This window comes from Streptomyces sp. NPDC029164, from assembly GCF_055563995.1.
The window spans coordinates 18,723-36,748 of the sequence record NZ_JBVHWW010000022.1 but is presented as its reverse complement, the minus strand read 5'-3'; the positions used below and the strand labels follow the sequence as shown (position 1 = coordinate 36,748).

General features: G+C 72.5%; 16 protein-coding genes. 1 reads left to right on the top strand and 15 read right to left on the bottom strand.

Annotated features, from left to right (window positions below):
- Positions 1 to 66: 66 nt before the first annotated feature.
- A complete protein-coding gene (locus ACZ4VT_RS21695; protein ID WP_467951825.1) occupies positions 67 to 1,401 on the bottom strand; it encodes a cytochrome P450 in 1,335 nt (444 codons plus the stop codon).
- Between the two features lie 151 nt (positions 1,402 to 1,552).
- Between ACZ4VT_RS21695 and ACZ4VT_RS21690 the strand changes: the two genes are divergently transcribed.
- Positions 1,553 to 2,263, top strand: coding sequence for a 4'-phosphopantetheinyl transferase family protein (locus tag ACZ4VT_RS21690; RefSeq protein WP_467951823.1), 711 nt, complete (start codon positions 1,553 to 1,555; stop codon positions 2,261 to 2,263).
- 13 nt (positions 2,264 to 2,276) lie between these two features.
- Here the strand turns inward: ACZ4VT_RS21690 and ACZ4VT_RS21685 are convergent, their stop codons facing one another.
- Genes ACZ4VT_RS21685 through pabB form a run of 14 tightly spaced genes read right to left on the bottom strand, consistent with a single transcriptional unit; the run spans position 2,277 to position 17,720 of the window.
- Complete coding sequence (locus ACZ4VT_RS21685) at positions 2,277 to 3,494, bottom strand: 3-deoxy-7-phosphoheptulonate synthase (RefSeq protein ID WP_467951821.1); 1,218 nt, start codon at positions 3,492 to 3,494, stop codon at positions 2,277 to 2,279.
- Positions 3,495 to 3,518: 24 nt separating this feature from the next.
- Positions 3,519 to 4,787, bottom strand: a complete 1,269-nt coding sequence (locus ACZ4VT_RS21680) for an MFS transporter (RefSeq protein ID WP_467951819.1) — start codon at positions 4,785 to 4,787, stop codon at positions 3,519 to 3,521.
- A complete protein-coding gene (locus ACZ4VT_RS21675) occupies positions 4,784 to 6,154 on the bottom strand; it encodes an ATP-grasp domain-containing protein (RefSeq protein ID WP_467951817.1) in 1,371 nt (456 codons plus the stop codon). Before ACZ4VT_RS21675 ends, ACZ4VT_RS21680 begins: the two co-directional genes overlap by 4 nt.
- On the bottom strand, positions 6,154 to 7,059 hold the full coding sequence (locus ACZ4VT_RS21670) for an aminotransferase class IV (RefSeq protein WP_467951815.1): 906 nt from the start codon (positions 7,057 to 7,059) through the stop codon (positions 6,154 to 6,156). Before ACZ4VT_RS21670 ends, ACZ4VT_RS21675 begins: the two co-directional genes overlap by 1 nt.
- Positions 7,060 to 7,062: 3 nt before the next feature.
- Positions 7,063 to 8,130: an isocitrate/isopropylmalate dehydrogenase family protein gene (locus ACZ4VT_RS21665; RefSeq protein ID WP_467951813.1), complete on the bottom strand. Its 1,068-nt coding sequence runs from the start codon at positions 8,128 to 8,130 to the stop codon at positions 7,063 to 7,065.
- On the bottom strand, positions 8,127 to 10,154 hold the full coding sequence (locus ACZ4VT_RS21660) for a LeuD/DmdB family oxidoreductase small subunit (protein WP_467951811.1): 2,028 nt from the start codon (positions 10,152 to 10,154) through the stop codon (positions 8,127 to 8,129). Before ACZ4VT_RS21660 ends, ACZ4VT_RS21665 begins: the two co-directional genes overlap by 4 nt.
- A complete protein-coding gene (locus ACZ4VT_RS21655) occupies positions 10,151 to 11,398 on the bottom strand; it encodes a GNAT family N-acetyltransferase (protein ID WP_467951809.1) in 1,248 nt (415 codons plus the stop codon). The genes ACZ4VT_RS21660 and ACZ4VT_RS21655 overlap by 4 nt, the downstream gene beginning before the upstream one ends.
- Positions 11,388 to 12,200, bottom strand: coding sequence for a class I SAM-dependent methyltransferase (locus ACZ4VT_RS21650; protein WP_467951807.1), 813 nt, complete (start codon positions 12,198 to 12,200; stop codon positions 11,388 to 11,390). Before ACZ4VT_RS21650 ends, ACZ4VT_RS21655 begins: the two co-directional genes overlap by 11 nt.
- Positions 12,197 to 13,357, bottom strand: a complete 1,161-nt coding sequence (locus ACZ4VT_RS21645; RefSeq protein WP_467951805.1) for a LeuA family protein — start codon at positions 13,355 to 13,357, stop codon at positions 12,197 to 12,199. Before ACZ4VT_RS21645 ends, ACZ4VT_RS21650 begins: the two co-directional genes overlap by 4 nt.
- Positions 13,354 to 13,941: a hypothetical protein gene (locus ACZ4VT_RS21640; protein WP_467951803.1), complete on the bottom strand. Its 588-nt coding sequence runs from the start codon at positions 13,939 to 13,941 to the stop codon at positions 13,354 to 13,356. The genes ACZ4VT_RS21645 and ACZ4VT_RS21640 overlap by 4 nt, the downstream gene beginning before the upstream one ends.
- Positions 13,938 to 14,261: a chorismate mutase gene (locus ACZ4VT_RS21635; protein ID WP_467951801.1), complete on the bottom strand. Its 324-nt coding sequence runs from the start codon at positions 14,259 to 14,261 to the stop codon at positions 13,938 to 13,940. The genes ACZ4VT_RS21640 and ACZ4VT_RS21635 overlap by 4 nt, the downstream gene beginning before the upstream one ends.
- The gene (locus tag ACZ4VT_RS21630; RefSeq protein WP_467951799.1) at positions 14,258 to 15,196 is read right to left on the bottom strand and encodes an arginase family protein; all 939 of its coding nucleotides are present in this window, start codon (positions 15,194 to 15,196) and stop codon (positions 14,258 to 14,260) included. Before ACZ4VT_RS21630 ends, ACZ4VT_RS21635 begins: the two co-directional genes overlap by 4 nt.
- A complete protein-coding gene (locus tag ACZ4VT_RS21625; RefSeq protein ID WP_467951797.1) occupies positions 15,193 to 15,669 on the bottom strand; it encodes a GNAT family N-acetyltransferase in 477 nt (158 codons plus the stop codon). The genes ACZ4VT_RS21630 and ACZ4VT_RS21625 overlap by 4 nt, the downstream gene beginning before the upstream one ends.
- Complete coding sequence (pabB, locus tag ACZ4VT_RS21620; protein ID WP_467951795.1) at positions 15,666 to 17,720, bottom strand: aminodeoxychorismate synthase component I; 2,055 nt, start codon at positions 17,718 to 17,720, stop codon at positions 15,666 to 15,668. Before pabB ends, ACZ4VT_RS21625 begins: the two co-directional genes overlap by 4 nt.
- Positions 17,721 to 18,026: the final 306 nt, after the last annotated feature.

Genomic DNA, 18,026 nt, shown 5'->3' with positions numbered 1-18,026 from the left:
CGGCCGCCGATCGCGGCCGCCCCCGTACGGGACGGCCGCGATCGGCGTCTCAGCGCCGCGGCGGGATCAGCGGCGGCGGCGCACCACGATCCGCGCACCCCGCGAGGGGATCAGCGTGACGTGGTGCGCCTTCTGCTCCTCCGGGGCGGCCCGGTCGGGCCGGATCTCGTACCGCACGAGCACCTCGCGCAGGGCCACGGTCGCCTCGAGCAGCGCGAAACCGGCGCCGATGCAGCGGCGGGCGCCCCCGCCGAACGGGATCCAGGTGTGGGCCGGCGGCTGGCCGTCGAGGAAGCGCTCGGGGCGGAACTCGTCCGGCTGGTGGTGGTAGGCCGGGTCCGACTGCACCAGACCGATGGCGGGCATCACGGTGGCGCCGGCGGGCAGCCGGTAGCCGCCGACCGTGAGCGGCCGGGTCAGCTGCCTGGCCACCTCGTACACCACGGGCTTGAGCCGCAGCGCCTCCTTGGCCACGGCCGTGAGGTAGGCGTCGTCGCCCTCGTCCGCGGCCCGCTGGGCCCGCCTCAACTGCGCCGGATCGCGGACCAGTTCGTGCAGCGCCCAGGCCAGCCCCGTGGCCGTGGTCTCGTGCCCGGCGAGGAGCAGGGTGATCAGCTGGTCGCGCAGCTCCGCGTCGCTGAACCCGCCGCCCTCCTCGTTCTCCGCCGCCTGGAGCAGCCGCGACAGCACGTCGGTCCGGCTGTGCAGGTCCGCGGCGCGGCGCCGGTCGGAGATCTCCGCGTACAGCAGCTTGTCGAGGCCCCGCTGGAGGCCGGTGTGGCGGCGCCACGGACCGAAGCGCCGCAGGAGCGGGTAGGGGAGGCCGAGCAGGGTGACCGGGCCGATGTCCGCGATGCCGCGCACGAGCGGGCGCATCCGCCGCAGTCTGGCCTCGTCGGTCACCCCGAACACCACCTGGAGGATCACCTCCAGGGTCAGGGCCTGCATCCGCTCGTGGGAGCTGAAGACGGTGTCCTCGGGCCAGCCGTCCACCTCCGCCCTGGTCAGCTCGCCGACCATCTCCTGGTAGCCGGCCAGCGCCGCACCGGTGAACGCGGGCATCAGCAGCCGGCGGGACCTGCGGTGCTCGGCCTCGTCGGTCAGGAGCACCGAGTGGTCACCGAGGGCCGGCCCCATGATCGCGTTGCCCTCGCCCGCGTGCAGGACCTCGACAGGACCGCCGAAGACGGTCTTGATGTCCTCCTGCTTGGTGAGGATCACCAGATGGCGGGTGGGAGTGGTCAGCCGCAGTGTGAACACGTCCCCGTGGAGGGCGCGGAGGGCCGGAAACAGCCGGTGCCGGTACTGGGCGAACAGCAGGGTCTGGATCACCGCGGGCAGGCGCAGACCGGGCGGCCGCTTCGTCGAGCCGGTCTCGGGTAAGCCTTTGGCGGTCGACACTTCATCAATGCCGCTGGTCATTGCGGAAGTCCCCCTCGGTGAACGAATCCCTGTGTTTCGTTCGCATGCAAATCTGGTCCCGACTCACGCTAGCAGTAGGGCCGTTGGGCAGAAATGGCGGAAGAGCGGTTCCGGTCGTTAGGGTCCCGAGGTGCTCGAACTGATCCTTCCGGCCGCCGTGGCGTGTGCCGAGAGCCTTGCCGACGTATCCGAATCCACGCTTCTCCCGGAGGAATTGGAAGCCCTCGGAGGAGCCCGCCACGAAGGGCGCCGCCGGGAGTTCACCACCGTCCGGCACTGCGCCCGGCGCGCCCTGGCGGAAATCGGCGTACCGCCCGTGGCGGTGCTGCCCGGCGACCGCGGGGCGCCGGTGTGGCCGCGCGGGGTGGTCGGCAGCATGACGCACAGCGCCGGATACCGGGCGGCGGCGGTCGCGCGCAGCACGGACGTACGGGCCGTGGGCATCGACGCGGAGCCCCACGAGGCCCTGCCGCGGCGGGTACGGGGAGCCGTCACCCTCCCCGAGGAACGGGAGCGGCTGGCCGACCTCGAAGCCGACTGCCCGCAAGTCCACTGGGACCGGCTGCTGTTCTGCGCGAAGGAGGCCGTGTACAAGGCGTGGTTCCCGATGACGGGACGCCGGCTGGGCTTCGCCGACGCCTCGGTCGCCTTCGACCCGGCGGCCGGGACCTTCCGCGCCCGGATCGCGGAGGGGGCCGGGGCGGCCCGGGCCGCCCGGGCGGGGGAGCGGACGGGGACCCGGGAGCCGCCCCCGCCCCTCCTGTACGAAGGACGCTGGTCGGCCACCCCCGAGCTGCTCCTGGCCGCGGTCGTCGTGCTGCCCGGCCCGCGAGCCCGGTGATCGGGTACGGCGTTCAGGCACGCCAGGCGGACACCGCGGTGAGGGCTTGCTCCAGGTTCAGCCGGGGGTCGCACAGGGGCTCGGGGCGGGTGGCGAGACCGGTGGTGCCGTCGGCTCCGGCCACGCACTCCAGCACCTCGTCGGGGGTCGCCTCCAGGTGAAGGCCGCCGGCCACCCCGCCGGCGGACTCCACGGCGTATCGGAAGCCCGCGATCTCACGGACGATCGCCTCGACGAGGCGGGTCTTGCGGCCACTCGCAGTGGTGACGGTGTTGCCGTGCATCGGATCGCACATCCAGACCACGGGATGCCCGGCCCGGCGTACGCACTCCACCAGGGCCGGCAGGTCGCGCCGTACCGTGTCGGCGCCCTGCCGGGCGATCAGGGTGAGCCGGCCCGGCCGGCGGCCGGGATCGAGCAGCCCGCACAGCTCCACCAGCTCCGCGGGGGTCATCGTCGGCCCGACCTTGCAGGCGACCGGGTTGTCCACCGTCGAGAGCAGCCGCACGTGAGCCCCGCCGGTGGAGCGGGTGCGCTCGCCGATCCACGGCCAGTGGGTCGACGAGAGGAACGTCCGCCCCGCGCCGTCCCCGCGCACCAGCGGGAGTTCGTAGTCGAGGACGAGGGCCTCGTGGCTGGTCCAGGTGGTGGCGAAGGTCCACCCGGTGTCCGGCCGCAGGGCCGCGTGGACGGAGAGGGCGGCCCGGTAGCAGCGCGTGAGCCCGCGCGGATCGTGTGCGCGGGCCGCCGGGTCCGGTTCCGGCCGGTTGACCATGTGCCCCCGGAAGACCGGTAGTTCACGGCCCCGGTGCCGCTCGGTGGGCCGGGAGCGCGGCTTGGCGTACTGCCCGGCCATCCGGCCGACCCGCACCGTCGGCCTGCCGGTGATCTCCGAGAGGGCCGAGGCGAGGACATCGAGCATGCGGACCTTGTCGCGCACGGCTTCGGGCGTGCTGTCGGCCGGGTCCTCCGCGCAGTCCCCGGCCTGCAGGATGCCCACGTTGCCCAGCGCGGCCTCGGCGACGAGCCGGCCGAACCGGTCGATGTCGCGGGGGCCGACGAGCCCCGGTGCCGACCGCAGTTGCCCCACGGCGGCGCCCAGGGCCTCGTGAGCCGCCCAGTCGGGTTGCTGGGACGCCGGCAGCGCGGCGATGTGGTTCAGGGCTTCGGGCGGGTACGGCTCCCCTCCGTACCACTCCGGTTTGTCGATGAGAGATGTGCCGTGCGGCATGGTGGTCCCCCTGGAAGTGGTGCTTCATGCGGTTGGTTCCCCGGCGGGCAGGTGCGGCCCGGCCGGTTTGACGGTCAGGCGCCGCACGCTGGAGCTGCACAGGGCGAAACCGGTGGCCGCGACGACCAGTACGGCGCCGGCCACCAGCGTGGTGTCGAGGCCCACGTGGAGCGCGACCGGCCCCGCGGCGACCTCCCCGACCGGGATGGCCACGAACGAGCCGAGCGCGTCGTAGGAGTAGACCCGGGCGAGTCGTTCCGGAGGGATGTTCTCCTGCAGGGACACGTCCCAGGCGACCGCCAGTTGTTCCAGGGCCACACCGTTGACGAACATCGCGGCCAGCAGCACGGCGATGTGCGAGGTCGTCCCGAGCGCCAGCAGCGGCACGGCCTCGAACGCGCCGACGGCCGCGCCGATCCGCAGGGCGTGCCGGGGCCGGGTACGGGCCGCGACGAAACCGCCCGCGAAGGCGCCCGCCGTCTGCGCGGCGAGCAGCAGCCCCCAGGTCGTCCGTCCGAAGGACTGGTCGGCGATGGTGGGGCCGAGCACCTGCAGCCCGCCCGCGACCACCGCGTTGATGACCAGGAACTGGAGCACCACCACCCACACCCAGGTGCGGGAGGTGAACTCCGACCAGCCCTCGCGCAGTTCGGCCAGCGGCCGGGCCGGCCCCGCGGCCGGCGGCGCGGTCCTCGCGGCCCGGATCCCGGCGAAGCACAGCCCCGCCAGCAGGAACACGGCCGCGTTGACGGCGATGCCCCAGCCGGGGCCCGCGAAGCCGACGACGAGCCCGCCGGTCGAGGCACCCAGGACCATGCCCGCGTTGACGGCCATCCGCACGACCGCGTTGGCCGGCCGGATCATTTCGTGCGGGACGGTCTGCGGTACGAGGGCGGCCGCCGCCGGCAGCGACACCGCGGCCACCATGCCGTTGATCACGCTGATGACGACGAGCACCGGGATCGAGGCGAAGCCGAACAGCACGCTCGCCGCGATCACCGCCTGGGCCAGTCCGGCGGCCACGCTCGACCCCTGGAGCACCAGCCGGCGCGGCAGCCGGTCGGCGATCACACCGCCGAGCAGCAGCAGCGCCACATTGGCCACCGACCGTGCCCCGACGACGATCCCCAGGTCGATCAGCGAACCGGTCAGGTCGAGCACCGCGAACGAGAGCACGATCGGTGCCATGGCGTTGGCGAAGTAGGTCGCCATCCGGCCCCCCGCCAGGCAGCGGAAGTCCCGCTGCCGCAGCGGCGCCAGCAGCGTGGGCGCGCGGGTGCCGACGACGCTCACCGCCCGACCGTCGCACTCTCCACGATCAGCACGCTGTTGGAGGCAGCGCCCTGGTGCGTGTTGATGAGTTCACCGGGCCGGGGAGTGGCGTGCCGGACGTAGACGCCCGACAGCTCGCGGCCGTACATCATCGGCCCCAGCACGCAGGGCACGGCGGCGCTGCGGATCTCGCCGGTCGTGTCGTGGGCGAACTCCAGGGTGACGAGGTCGGCGTCCACCACCCGCTGGAGGATGTGGTCGCCCTGCGCCGCGGCCGCCAGGAGCAGCTCCCGCCACTCCTCCTCGGTCACCGAGCGGCCGAGCGTCACCCCGGCGCCGCCGTAACCGTCGCCGGGCTTGAGCACCAGGGAGGTCCGGTCCTCGCCGAGGGCGTCCGCCCGGGCCATGGTGGTGTGCGGGATGTGCCGGCGTACGAACTCCCGGTCCGCCGGATCCAGCAGGGGCAGGTCCTCCCGGATCCAGGCCAGCACCCGCTTGTCACTGACCGGACTGGTGGCCTCCGGGGTGTACATGGCGACGGTGCCCGCCCGCAGCGCCCGGTGCAGCGCGTCGAGCCCGGCGCCCGCCTGCTCGACGGGCATGAACAGCCGGAACACGCCGTCCGCGATCCGCTCGCCGGCCCGCAGCCGCTGCCGGTCGTCGAGGGTCAGCCGGTCCAGCGGGTACCCGACGACGCTGACGCCGTGCGCCTTGCCCCGTACCCCCATGGGGGCGAGGAAGCTGATGAAGTCGTCCAGGTCGGCGAGGGAGTCGAGGCCGTCCTCGCGGAAGACGGGGACGAGCAGGCAGCTGCCGTCGGCCAGGCCGAGGAAGGACACCAGCTCGGCGAAGAACGCGTCGACCGCCGACGGCGGGGTGCGCAGCGGGCCCGCCGGGCCCGCCGGGCCGTCCGGTCCGCCGGGGAGCAGGTCGGCGTAGACCTGGTGGAACTGGGCGGCGATGAGGTCGGCCTCGATGGCCCCGCCGATCGCCCCGTCGATGTTGAGCTCGACGACCTTGGGCACGCCGCGCTCGACCATGACGTCGGCGCGCAGGGAGGTCAGCAGCCGTTCGGTGAGCGGCTGCGCCGGATCGAGGAGCGGGAACTGCTCCCGGGGCATCGAGAGGGCGTCCAGCAGTTCGCCGGCCGTCCCCGCCCGGCGCAGGCACGCGTCGAGCGCCAGGCCCGCCGCGCGGTCCGCCACCGCGCCGACCAGTGCGTGGGCCTCGGGGCCCAGCATCAGGGGCCGGGTCGGGCACCAGGAGTCCGCGACGCGCGGCACTCCGGCGTTCGCCCGGCGCCAGTGGTCCCGGCCGAGCGCGGCGATCTGCCCGCGCAGCTCCTCGGGAAGAGTGTCGTACAGGTCCACCACGCGTGCGTCGGCCATCAGAGCGACACCCACTTCGCGTAGCGGGGGAGCAGCCCCAGCTCGGCCTGCCGGTAGGTGTGCACGATCTCGGCGACCACGGCGTTGTCCGTGTCGAACGCGGTCCCGTCCACGCATTGGACCGGGCGTACGCCGCCCGCGGTGCTCGCCACGCACAGGGCCTCGCAGGCCGGCAGGCCGGCGGCGGTGAGCGGGCTCCGGTCCACCTCGTACCCGAGGTCGTGGGCGATCTCGATGACGGAGGCCACGGTGATCCCGTCGAGCGCGGCCGGGGAGTCGGGCACCAGGAGGGTGCGTCCGCGCACCCCGAAGACGTTCTGCACGGTGCACTCGGCGACGAAACCGGTGTCGTCGAGCAGCAGCGCGTCGTCGTAGCCGCGCCGCTGGGCGTCCATCCAGGCGATCCTGGAATTGACGTAGCCGGCGGAGACCTTCGCCTTGGTCGGGAAGGCGTGCGGGCTGAGGCGGGCGACCGGCGACAGGGTCAGCCGGGGCCGCTGCCCGCGGACGACCTCGTCGAAGGACGAGACGTCGAAGGCGAGGACGGCCACCTGCGCCTGCGCACCGGGCGCGGCGAGGCCCAGCACCCCGTCGCCGAGGAAGGCGACGGGACGCAGATAGGCCCGGCGCAGACCGTTGGCGGTCAGCGTCTCGTGGCAGGCGGCGGCCAGTTCGGCGGGGGACTGGGCGAGCGTCGTCCCCACCAGGCGGCACGACTCGGCGAACCGGGTCATGTGCTCCTCCAGCCGGAAGACGTGGTGGCCGTCGTCCCCGGAGGGGAAGGCGGAGACGCCCTCGAACACGCAGAGTCCGTAGTGGAGGCTGTGGTTGGCGAGGGTCAGCGCGGTGTCCCCGGCGGGCACCACGCCGCCCTGCCACCACATGAGCTTCGCTGGTTCGTTCATTCCTCAGTCCTTGTCGTGCCGGGCGACCGCCCGGCACATCAGGTCGCCCACCTCGGCGGTACGTGCGGTGCCGCCCAGGTCGGGTGTCAGCAGGTCTCCGCACAGCACCTCGTCGACGGCGCGTTCCACGGCGGTGTGCGCCTCGGCCAGACCCATCCGGTCCAGCATCAGCGAGTAACTCAGCACGGACGCCAGCGGGTTGGCGTGTCCGGTGCCCACGAGGTCGGGCGCGCTGCCGTGCACGGCCTCGTACACGCCGAGGAACTCCGTGTCCTCGGGGTCGTAGCTCGCCGAGGGCGCGACGCCCAGTCCGCCGGCCAGCATGGCGGCCTCGTCGCTGAGGATGTCCCCGAAGAGGTTGCCGGCCACCACCACGTCGAAGCGGGCCGGGTCGCGGATCAGCTCCATCGCGGCGGCGTCCACGTACAGGTGGTCGCACTCCACGTCCGGGTAGGACGCGGCGATGGCGCGGAACCGGCTCTGCCACAGCGGGCCGGCGCTCGGCATCGCGTTGCTCTTGTCCACCAGGGTGAGCCTGCGGCGGCGGGAGCGGGCGAGCGCGAAGGCGGCCGTGACCGCCCGGTCCACGGCCCAGCGGGTGTGGACGCCGACCTCCATCGCGACGTGCCCGGGGCGGCCGCCCCGGACCGTGCCGCCCACGCCGACGTACACGTCCTCGGTGTTCTCCCGCACGATGACGAGGTCCACGTCCTCGACCGAGCGCACGTGCTTGAGGGGGCAGTGCGCGAGCGTGCGCAGGCGCACCGGCCGCAGGTTGACGCTCAGTTCGAGCTGCTGGCGCAGCCCGCCGATGATCCGGATCGCGTGCCGGTTGTCGGGGATCCGGGCGTCGCCGAGCGCGCCGAGCAGCACCGCCCGGTAGCCGTCGCGGATGGCCTGGACGTCGATGCCGGCGTCCCCGTGCTCCAGGAACCAGTCGGCGCTGTAGGGCAGCACCTCGGTCTTCAGGCCGGTGCCGAAGACGTCCTCGACCACCGCGTGCACCTTCAGCACCTCGGCCATGACCTCGGGGCCGATGCCGTCTCCCGGGATGACCGCGACGGTGCTCACGAGGCCGACGCCTCCGCCCGGACCTGGGCACCCGCGTAGGCGACGAGGCCGCCCGCGGTGAGCAGCTCCCGCTCGAAGGCGGAGGGCGGGGTGATCGGCGCGGAGGTGCCCCGGGTGACGTTGACCAGCTCGCCGCGCTCGTCGTCGACGACCAGCCGGTCGCCCTCCCGGATCTCGTGGGCGAACTCCCCGACCTCCACCAGCCGCAGGCCGATGTTGAGGGCGTTGCGGAAGAAGATCCGCGCGAAGCTGTGGGCGACGACGAAGGGCGCGCCGGAGGCCTTGATGCCCATCGGGGCGTTCTCGCGCGAGGAGCCGCAGCCGAAGTTCATCCCGCCGACGATCACCGAGCCGCTCAGGTCGTGCCCGGTCCGCGCGTAGTGGTCGAGGAACGGCTGGTTGCCCGCGTGGGCCATGATGTGCTTCTTGTACTCGGCCGGGTCGGGGATCTGGCAGAACACGCCCGGCAGGATCACGTCGGTGTTGACGTGGTCGCCGAAGACCCAGGCGAGGCTTCCGCCGCCCCCGGCGCCCGCCGTGCCCGGTGCCGCCGCGGGGAGCCCGTCCGCACCGCCCGTGAGCGGGGCCCGGCCCTCACGCGCCGAGTGGAGCGCGAACAGCTCGTCGATGCCGCGCCGCAGCGCCTCCTCGTCGGCGTAGTAGTCGCTCCGGTCGCCGATGGGGGCGAGTACGCCGCTCAGCGCGGCCCGCGCGGCGATGGCGGGGCTGGCCAGGATGACACTGGCGTCGACGTCCCCGCACCGCCCGCGGAAGTTCCGGTTCGAGGTGAAGATCGCGACCTCCCCCTTGCCGAGCACACCGGACTTGATGCCGATGCACGGACCGCAGCTGGAGGACTCCACGTAGCAGCCGGCCTCGATCAGCACGTCGATCAGTCCCTCCTTCATCGCCGCCCGGTAGGCCTGCTGGGAGGCCGGGATGACGATGGTGCGCACCCCCTCGTGGACCCGCTTGCCCCGCAGGACGTCCGCGACGACCCGCAGGTCCTCCAGGTGCCCGTTGGTGCAGGAGCCGATGAAGACCTGGTCGACCGGTATCTCGCCGTTCTCGTTGGCCCTGCGGGCCAGCGCCGCCACCCCCGTCATCAGGTCCTCGCGGCCCGCGTACGCGGTCCAGTGGCGCAGGACGTGCTGGAGCTGGTGCGTGCCGACGGCGTTGTCCGGGGAGAACGGCAGCGCGACGGTCGGCTCGATCAGGCCCAGGTCGATGTCGATCACGTCGACGTACTCGGCGTCGTCCTCGTCGATGGTGAACTCCGGGTAGTCCACCGCGTCGCCGAGGTAGCCGGCGAGCACCCCGTCCGTGGGGAACAGGCCGTACTTGGCGCCCATCTCCACCGCCATGTTGCTCAGCGACAGCCGGTCGGTGATCGCCAGGGAGGCGAGGCCGGGGCCGCCGAACTCCAGACTGCGGTAGACCGCGCCGTGCACGCCGATCAGCCCGCACAGGTACAGCGCCACGTCCTTGCCCTGCACGTGCGGACGCAGGCTCCCGCGGAAGCGGACCAGGGTCGCCTCGGGCACCCGCATCCAGACGCTGCCCCGGACCAGGGCCATGGCCAGGTCGGTGGAGCCGATGCCGGTGGCGAGCGAGCCGATCGCGCCCGCGGTGCAGCTGTGCGAGTCGGCGCCTACCGCGACGTCGCCGGGGCGGATCAGGCCCTGCTCGATGAGGATCTTGTGCTGGATGCCGCCGTCGTAGCCCACGTCGAAGACCTTGATGCCGTGCTCGCGGGCGAAGCGCCGCAGCTCGACGAGGATCGAGGCCATCGAGGCGGTGTGCGTGGGGACGACGTGGTCGAAGACGAAGGCGGTCCTCTCACGCTGCGCGGCGAGGCCGGCGGTGATGTAGTCGTCGTCGAAGCCGGAGTCCCGGAGGATGTCCAGGGCCCACTTGACGGTCATCTCGCTGCCCCAGCACAGGTCGAACGGCAGGTCCACGACCTCGCCGGTGCTGACGGGACGGCCGAGTTTGTGCTCGAAGAGCTGTCGTACGAGAGTCATCGCAGAACGCGTCCATCCTGGTCGCCGAGAAGCTGTTTCTTGAGGCAGTCGAAGACGGTGACGTACGGCTCGATCCGCCGGTGCGCGGCGGGCGAGGAGAACCGGATCCAGCCGCGCACCGGTGCCGGGCGGCAGCCGCGCAGCCGCTTCGCGTCCGCCGAACCCATGCCGTAGGCGATGCGCCGGGCGCCGCCCGTGACGGCCCGTTCGACGAGGTGGTAGAAGACGAGGTTGAAGTAGGCGTAGGAGGCCCCGACGGCCGTGGCGTCGAAGCCGAGGAACTTGGGGTGCAGGACGCCGCCGCCCTCCAGGCACAGCAGGAAGCCCGCGATGTCGGGCCCCTCGGCCTGCCGGCCGCGCACCACGTACAGCGCGGGGCCCAGCCGCGGGGCCCCGAGGAGCGCGGTGAACAGCCGCTCCATCGCGGCCCGTTCGACCGGCAGCCCGTACTTCTTCTGCTGTTCCTCCGACAGTTCGGCGCAGCGGGCGATCACCGCCGGGTCCGGCTCGCTGATCTGCTCGACCCGCATCCCGGCCTCCGCGAACTTGCGGATCTCGGCGCGGGCGACGGTACGCCGCTTGCGGCCCAGGGTGCCCAGGTACTCCTCCAGGGTGGTGTGCGACCCGGTGTCGAGGTCGTACTCCAGATCGGAGAGGAACCCCAGGTAGCCGTGGCCGGCGAGGGCGCGGTGCAGTTCCCCGTCCCCGCCGGACTGCCACAGGAAGGACTGCGAGGGGATCTCCTGCGCCGCACAGAACTCGTCGACCCCCGCGAGGAGTTCGGCGATCGCGCGCTGCCGGTCGACGCCTGGCAGGGTGAGGACGTCACTGGCGTACCCGTACGGACTGGTCATCACCAGCGCCGGATAGCCGGCCGCACGCGTGTGCCCGGCCTCCGTGCGCACGACGGCGGCGAGCAGCGCCGCGGCCTCGGCGGACTCCTCCTGCGACCGGTCCCGCGCCAGGGCCTGCCGCAGGTGGTCCCTCTCGTAGTCGCCGAAGAGCGCGCCCGTCGGATCGTGGTACGGAAACGCGTCCGGGTCCCGGACCAGCAGGCCCTGTACGCCGGCGACGGTGCGCGCCCCGTCCCGCAGCAGGAAGAGGACCAGCTCGAAGCCGAAGCACTCCTCGACCGCGCGCAGCCAGTCGTGGGAGAGGTACACCTGCGTGTCGGGGACGAGCGCGTCCCACTCCTCGCGGCCCACGCCGGATGCCGACCGTACGACGACGACCTCAGTGCCCATGGACGTCCACGCCCTTCGTGGCGACCGCGATGAGGCGCTCGGCCCGGTGGTCGTAGGGTCCGCCGGCGTAGTCCCCGTGGAAGCGGACGCCGGTGAAGCCGGCGGCCGCGAGCATCGCCCGCAGTTCGGCGGCGCCGTAGAGGTGGAGCGTCATCGAGCCCCGGGCCGCGTGCGAGCCGTCTATCGAGTACCAGTCGCTGCGCAGCCGGCTCCAGTCGTCGAGGACGGTGTCGCGCTGGAAGAGCAGCCTTCCGTCCTGCTCGGAGCAGGAGACCCGCTCGTCGAGCCGCGCGAGGATCTCCTTGCCGACGACGTCGACGAGCAGGGTCCCGCCCGGGGCCAGGCTGGTGTGCGCGTTGGACAGCACCTGGACGTTGTCCTCGTGCCGGTCCAGGTAGCCGAAGGAGGTGAACATGTTGACGATGGCGTCGAAGGCCTCCGGCTCGGCGAACCGGAGCATGTCCGCCTCGACGAGCCGGGCCTTGACGCCCGCGTCCCGGCAGCGCGTCCGGGCGCGGTCGAGCAGGGGCGCGCTGAGGTCCACGCCGGTGACCGCGTGGCCGGCCCGCGCGAGCGGCACCGTGAACAGGCCCGGTCCGCAGCACAGGTCGAGGACGCGGGAACCGGAGGGGAAGCGGAACAGCGGGCAGTGCTCCACGATCCGTTCGGCCTCGGCGGCGCGCTCCGCGGAGAACAGGTGCGGGTAGAAGTCGTCCCAGAACGCCTGGTCCGCGAACCAGCCGGAGGTGTCGGCGGCGTGGGCGGCGGCGGCGGCGGTGCCGGTGTCGTGCTCCGCGCTCATGCCCGTACGGCCGTTCGCGCGCGGTGGATCTCGATCACCTGGGCCTCGGTGACGCTGGACTTCGTCAGCACGGACGCCGCCTTGACGTCGAGGAGCACCGCGCCGAGGACCTCGTCGTCGTACGCGAGCCCGTGGGCGTCCAGGACGTGGGCGATGATGCCCTTGCCCGAGTGCTTGCCCATGACGATCCGCCGGGTGTGGCCCACCAGTTCGGGCCGCAGCGGCTCGTAGGCGGTGGAGTCCTTCATCACCGAGGACACGTGCAGGCCGGACTCGTGCGAGAAGGCGTTGCCGCCGACGATCGGCTTCATGGGGCTGACCCCGATGCCGGACAGGTCGGCGATCAGGTTCGACATGGGCTTGAGCCGGGACAGGTCGACGTCGGTCTCGAACCCGTACAGCTGGGTCAGGGCCACCGTCACCTCCTCCAGGGAGGCGTTGCCCGCCCGCTCGCCGAGGCCGTTGATCGTGCACTGGACCTCGTCCGCCCCGCCGAGGATGCCCGCGACCGTATTGGCCGTGGCGAGGCCGAAGTCGTTGTGGCAGTGGAGCGAGAGCGTCACGCCGATCCGCGAGCGCAGCCGCGAGATGAGGGTGCGGAAGGCGTCGGGGGTGGTGGAGCCGACGGTGTCCGCGACGCCGACCAGGTCCGCGCCGCTCTCCTGGGCGAGGACGAGGACCTCTTCCAGGTAGTCGTAGGAGGTCCTGGTGGCGTCCTCGGAGCCGCAGCCGACGTACATGCCGAGGCCCTTGGCGTACTGGATGCCGTCGGCCATCTCGGCCTTCAGCCGCTCGCGCACCGCGCTGTCCGTACCGCCGAACTTGACCCGCATGTGCACGTCGGAGGTGGGCACGAAGGTGTAGACGGCGTTCGCCCCGCACGCCTTGGCCAGGTCGATCTCGGTCCGGTTGGGCCGGCAGAACGCCACCACCCGGGCGCGCAGGCCCAGGGCGGAGATACCGCGCACGGCGTCCTGGTCGGCCTGCGAGGAGGCCGGGAAGCCGGCGTCGATGACGTCGACGCCCATCTCGTCGAGGAGGCGGGCGATCTTCACCTTCTCCTCGACCTGGAAGGCCACGCCGCAGGTCTGCTCGCCGTCGCGGAGCGTGGTGTCACAGACGAGGATCTTCCTCGCCGCGGATGCGGTCCCGGTCATGCGCCCTCTCCCAACAGGTACTCGCGGCACTTGGTGCCGATGACTTCGCCGGAGAACCGGGGCCGGCGCCCGTAGACGACCCAGGTGGTGGTCACCGCGCCGATGTAGCGGTCCAGGCGCAGCGTGCCCTTCGACTTCTCCAGGTACTCCAGGTGGGTGAGCCCGGAGTCGTAGGCCCCCGCCAGCAGTTGGGCGCCGACCATGGGCTTGGACGCCACCGGGACGACCTCCTCCCACTGCGACACGTCGACGTAGCCGGCGGTCGCCGGGACCAGTCCGAGGGACCGGGGCCGCTCCACGTCGGCCCGGCTCAGCAGCACCAGCTCCTTGGTGGGGTACACGAAGGTGTCCACCACGTGGACCTCGCTGAAGTACCGCTCGGTGAGCAGGTGCACCTCGGGGTGCGCGCTGCACTGCACGAGGTAGTCGGACTCGCCGCGGCGCACCCGCTCCAGGCCCTCGTGCAGGTCGATGGTGAGGTCGATCCTGGCGTCGCCCTCGATGTCCTGGAAGCCGAAGTAGTGCCGCAGGGCGTTCTCGTGGCAGCTTCCCTCGGGTCCGAGGGTGGTGAACGTCAGGGTCATCGCCGTGCCTCCACAGTCGTCGCGGACGCCGGAGCGTCGATGATCTCGTCCTCCAGGCGGCACGCCTCGTCGATGAGCAGGGTCGCCAGGGACCGCATGAACTCGGGCGAGAGGTTCAGCCGTTCGCCCCGGGCCGCGTACGCCTCGCGCACCGCGGTGACCCGTTGCGGCTGCATCATCGGGATGCCGTTGGCCCGCTTGACCCCGGCCACTTCGCAGCAGATCGCCAGGCGCGCGGCCACGAGCTCCGCCAGCTGCCCGTCCAGTGCCTCCAGCCGTTCCCGGAAGGGCCGCAGGATGTCTTCGGGGGTCGCGTTCACCGGGAGGCCTCCCTCGCGAGGGCGCGGGCCGCGCCGCGCAGGGACGGGAGTCCGTATCCGCCCTCCTGGACGAAGACGGTGGGCAGCCGCTGCTCGGCCAGCAGTGCGGCGACGGGCCCGAACACGTCCGGCGGGAGCGTCCAGGAGCCGTGCGGGTCGCCCGCGAGCACGTCGTAGCCGACCGAGACCACCAGGGCCTCGGCGTCGTTCCGGAGCAGGTGCGACAGGGCGTCCTTCACGAGCGCCAGGAACCCCTCCGTGCCGGGGTCGGACTCCACGCCGAAGAGCCCCGGCCCCGGCTCGAAGGCGTACGGGAAGTCCTTGGTGTGGCTGGAGTGCACCGAGGCGAACGGCAGCGCGGGATCGCCCTGGACGCAGGCGAGCGTGCCGTTGCCCAGGTGGTAGTCGACGTCGAGGATGCCGACCCGGGCCACGCCCTCCTCGCGCAGGGTCCGGGCGGCGACGACGGCGTTGTTGAGGAAGCAGTAGCCGCCGTACCAGCCGGGGCCCGCGTGGTGGCCCGGGGGCCGCACCAGGGCGTAGCTGTTCTCGCCCCGGCGGGCCGTCAGCTCGGCCGCCCGGACCGCGGCGGCCGCGGCGCCCAGGGCGGCGGGCCAGACCCCGCGGGTGACCGGGGTCTCCTGCTCCAGACCGGGGGCCGAGAACGCGCTGTCGAGCACCGCGTCCCGGCCCTCGGGCACCCCGTCGCGCAGGTGCTCCAGCAGGGCCGCCTCGTGCACCGCACCGACCATCCGCTCCGCGCGGGCCGTGGCGTCCGCGCCGAGCGGGGCCGCCACCGCGCCGCCGTCGAGCAGACCGGCCAGGATCCGGTGGATCCGCTCGGGTGTCTCCTTGCTGGCCACCTGGGCGCCGCCCGGCTCGACCGTGAAGGGCAGCGCCTCGGACTCCTCGGGTACCACCACGTGCAGCGTCATGACAGGTCCTTGATCACGCGCGGGCCGATGACACGGAAACCGGAGCGCTCGTAGAACGCCAGGGTCCGCGGGTAGGGGGGGAACTGCTCGGCCGGCAGGCACACTTCGACCCGCCGGACGCCGTCCGCGGCGCACCGCGCGTCCAGCGCCTCCAGCAGCAGCGCGGCGACCCCCCGGGACCGCAGCTCCGGTGCCACCCACAGCTCCTGGACGTGGCGGTACGGGGCGGCGAGCCGCAGCGCGGTCTGGGTGGTGTACCCGAGTACGCCGACCACGCGCCGCTGCCCGTCCCGTGCGACCAGCACGCCGGAGCCGTCCTTGCCGGCGATGGCCTCGTCCACGGCCGCACCGAGGCCCGGGATCGTGTGGGAGGGGTCCCCGCGCAGCTCCCGCAGGAGGGCGGTGACGGCCTCGGCCACCGCCTGCGCCTCCACCGGCTCGGCCGGACCCGTCTCGAACTCCACCGTGCTCATCCCTGATACCTCGCAGCCGTTCCCGATGTGACCTCGCGCAGCTCCTCGACGCCGAGGACCCGCAGCAGCGCACGGGCCTTCAGCCGCGTCTCCTGGAACTCCTCCTCGCCGTCCGAGAGCACGATGAGCGCCCCGCCCACGCCGATGCGCACGCGGTCGCCCTCCCAGACGATGGTGCGGATGACGATGGACTGGTCCGCCGTCCCGTCGAAACCGAAGAACCCGAGGCTGCCGGAGTACACCCCGCGCTCCTCCGGCTCCAGCGCGTCGAGGAGCTCCACGGTCCGCTTCTTCGGCGCGCCGGTCATCGACCCGCCGGGGAAGAGCGCCTCCACACAGTCGACCGCGCCCCGGTCGGCGCGCAGCCGGCCCCGCACCGTGGTGACGAGCTGGTGCACGGTGGCGTACGACTCCGCGGCCATCAGCTTGGGCACGTGCACCGTGCCGGTGTCGCAGACCTGGCCGAGGTCGTTGCGGAGCAGGTCCGCGATCATCAGGTTCTCGCTGCGGATCTTGCGGTCCGTCTCCAGCGCCCTGCGGGCCGCCTCGTCGGCCACCGGATCGGCGTGCCGGGGAGCGGTCCCCTTGATCGGCTTGGCCTCCACCTCGCCGTTGCCGGCGACCGTGACGAACCGCTCCGGCGAGGAGCTCAGGATCGAGCGCTCACCCAGCCGGAGGTACGCGGCGTAGGGCGCCGGGTTGGTCTCCCGCAGCCGCAGGTAGGTGTCCAGCGGGTCGGCCTCGCTGGTGCCGGTGATCTGGTACGTGTAGCAGGCCTCGTACGAGTCGCCGTCGCGCAGCCACCGCTGGACGGTGTCGAAGTGCTCCAGGTAGGTCTCCCGGTCGACGCCGGGTTCCAGTACGGCCGGTGCGGCCTCCCGCCGGGGCCGGGGCACCAGGGCGCGCCGGGCCAGCGCGCGCACCTGCGCGCACCAGGAGTCGTGGTCCTCGGCGGAGAGCCCCACCGTGATCAGGTAGCGCCGGCCGGTCTCGTGGTCGTAGGCCGCGTAGCGGTCGACGCGGAGCAGCTCCGCGTCCGGCCGCTCACCGCTGCCCGCCCGGCCGATGCCGACGCTTCCCTTGACGCCGTAGCCGAGATAGCCGAGGTAGCCGCCGGCGAACGGCACGGGCGAGGCGCCGGCCGGCACGGGGGTGGCCGCGAGACCGGACCTCAGGTGCTCGAAGACGGTGCCGCGGACGCGCTCCACGCTCTCGTGGGTCTCGCGCTCGACGACGTTCGCCCCCGCGTACGCCCGGATCACCTCCAGGCCGTCGCCGGCGCACGAGCCGAGGTAGCTGTAGCGGCCCATCCCGTACGCCGCGCGCGAGCTGTCGAGCCAGAAGCCGTACGGACTGTCGGCGAAGGCGCGCAGGAACAGGTCCTCGGCGCTCAGGTCGACGTCCAGTTCGCTCCAGCGGAGCGCGGGCGTGATGCCCAGGAAGTTGGCGATGATCTCCTCGCCGTACTCGCTGTCCACCGACTCGGGGTGGAACTGCACGCCGTGCAGCGGGCGTTCGCGGTGCTGGAGGCCCATCAGCAGGCCGCCCTCGGACCAGGCCGTGGCGACGAGGTCCTCCGGCAGCGGTTCGGTGACGGTGAGGGAGTGGTAGCGCACCGCGCGGAAGCCCTGCGGGATGCCGGCGAAGACCCCGGTCCCGGTGTGGGTGATCGCGCTGGTCTGCCCGTGCACGACCTCCGGTGCGTGCCGGACCTCGCCGCCGAAGGCCAGGGCCAGGCCCTGGTGGCCGAGACACACGCCGAGGACGGGCACGGTGGCCTGTTCGAGCAGGGCCCGGCAGAGCCCGAAGTCCTCTTCCCTGGCCGCGGTGCCCGGGCCCGGGGAGATCACGACGTGGGTGAAGTCCTGTCGCAGGAGGTCGTCCGCCGTCGCCTCGTCGTTGCGTACGACGACGGGAGGTACGCCTGCCACTTTCCATAACAGCTGGAAGAGGTTCCACGTGTAGGAGTCATAGTTGTCTACGAGAAGGATCCGCAGGTCTATCACGATGTGGTCGAGCTCCTTGACGGCCGGATCGGGCCTTTTGGGCACGGTGATCCGGCTGACCGACTTTTCTATCGGTGGTGATTCATGGGTGAATCGATCGCTCTGAATTGAGCACGCGTCGGCATGTTCAAGAGGAGGGTGCGCATGGCGAAGCCAATGAAAGTGACATGTGAAGCCCCCGTCATGTCTGTCACTGCTCGGATCTTCTCGGATGCGCAGAATGGTCGTGCGGTCGATGCGGCGGTCCGAGAAGGTCGTTCCAACGTTTGATGCTAGTCATGCCGGGCCGAATATGCACCCTCGTGTGACCCAGCCCACTGCGGCCTCGGGCCTGACGGGCGCCCGCTGACG

Coding starts and splice junctions, on each gene's coding strand:
- ACZ4VT_RS21685 (WP_467951821.1), bottom strand. CDS start 3,494: ATGCCGCACGGCACATCTCTCATCGACAAACCGGAGTGGTACGGAGGG.
- ACZ4VT_RS21675 (WP_467951817.1), bottom strand. CDS start 6,154: ATGGCCGACGCACGCGTGGTGGACCTGTACGACACTCTTCCCGAGGAG.
- ACZ4VT_RS21670 (WP_467951815.1), bottom strand. CDS start 7,059: ATGAACGAACCAGCGAAGCTCATGTGGTGGCAGGGCGGCGTGGTGCCC.
- ACZ4VT_RS21660 (WP_467951811.1), bottom strand. CDS start 10,154: ATGACTCTCGTACGACAGCTCTTCGAGCACAAACTCGGCCGTCCCGTC.
- ACZ4VT_RS21655 (WP_467951809.1), bottom strand. CDS start 11,398: ATGGGCACTGAGGTCGTCGTCGTACGGTCGGCATCCGGCGTGGGCCGC.
- ACZ4VT_RS21650 (WP_467951807.1), bottom strand. CDS start 12,200: ATGAGCGCGGAGCACGACACCGGCACCGCCGCCGCCGCCGCCCACGCC.
- ACZ4VT_RS21645 (WP_467951805.1), bottom strand. CDS start 13,357: ATGACCGGGACCGCATCCGCGGCGAGGAAGATCCTCGTCTGTGACACC.
- ACZ4VT_RS21640 (WP_467951803.1), bottom strand. CDS start 13,941: ATGACCCTGACGTTCACCACCCTCGGACCCGAGGGAAGCTGCCACGAG.
- ACZ4VT_RS21630 (WP_467951799.1), bottom strand. CDS start 15,196: ATGACGCTGCACGTGGTGGTACCCGAGGAGTCCGAGGCGCTGCCCTTC.
- ACZ4VT_RS21625 (WP_467951797.1), bottom strand. CDS start 15,669: ATGAGCACGGTGGAGTTCGAGACGGGTCCGGCCGAGCCGGTGGAGGCG.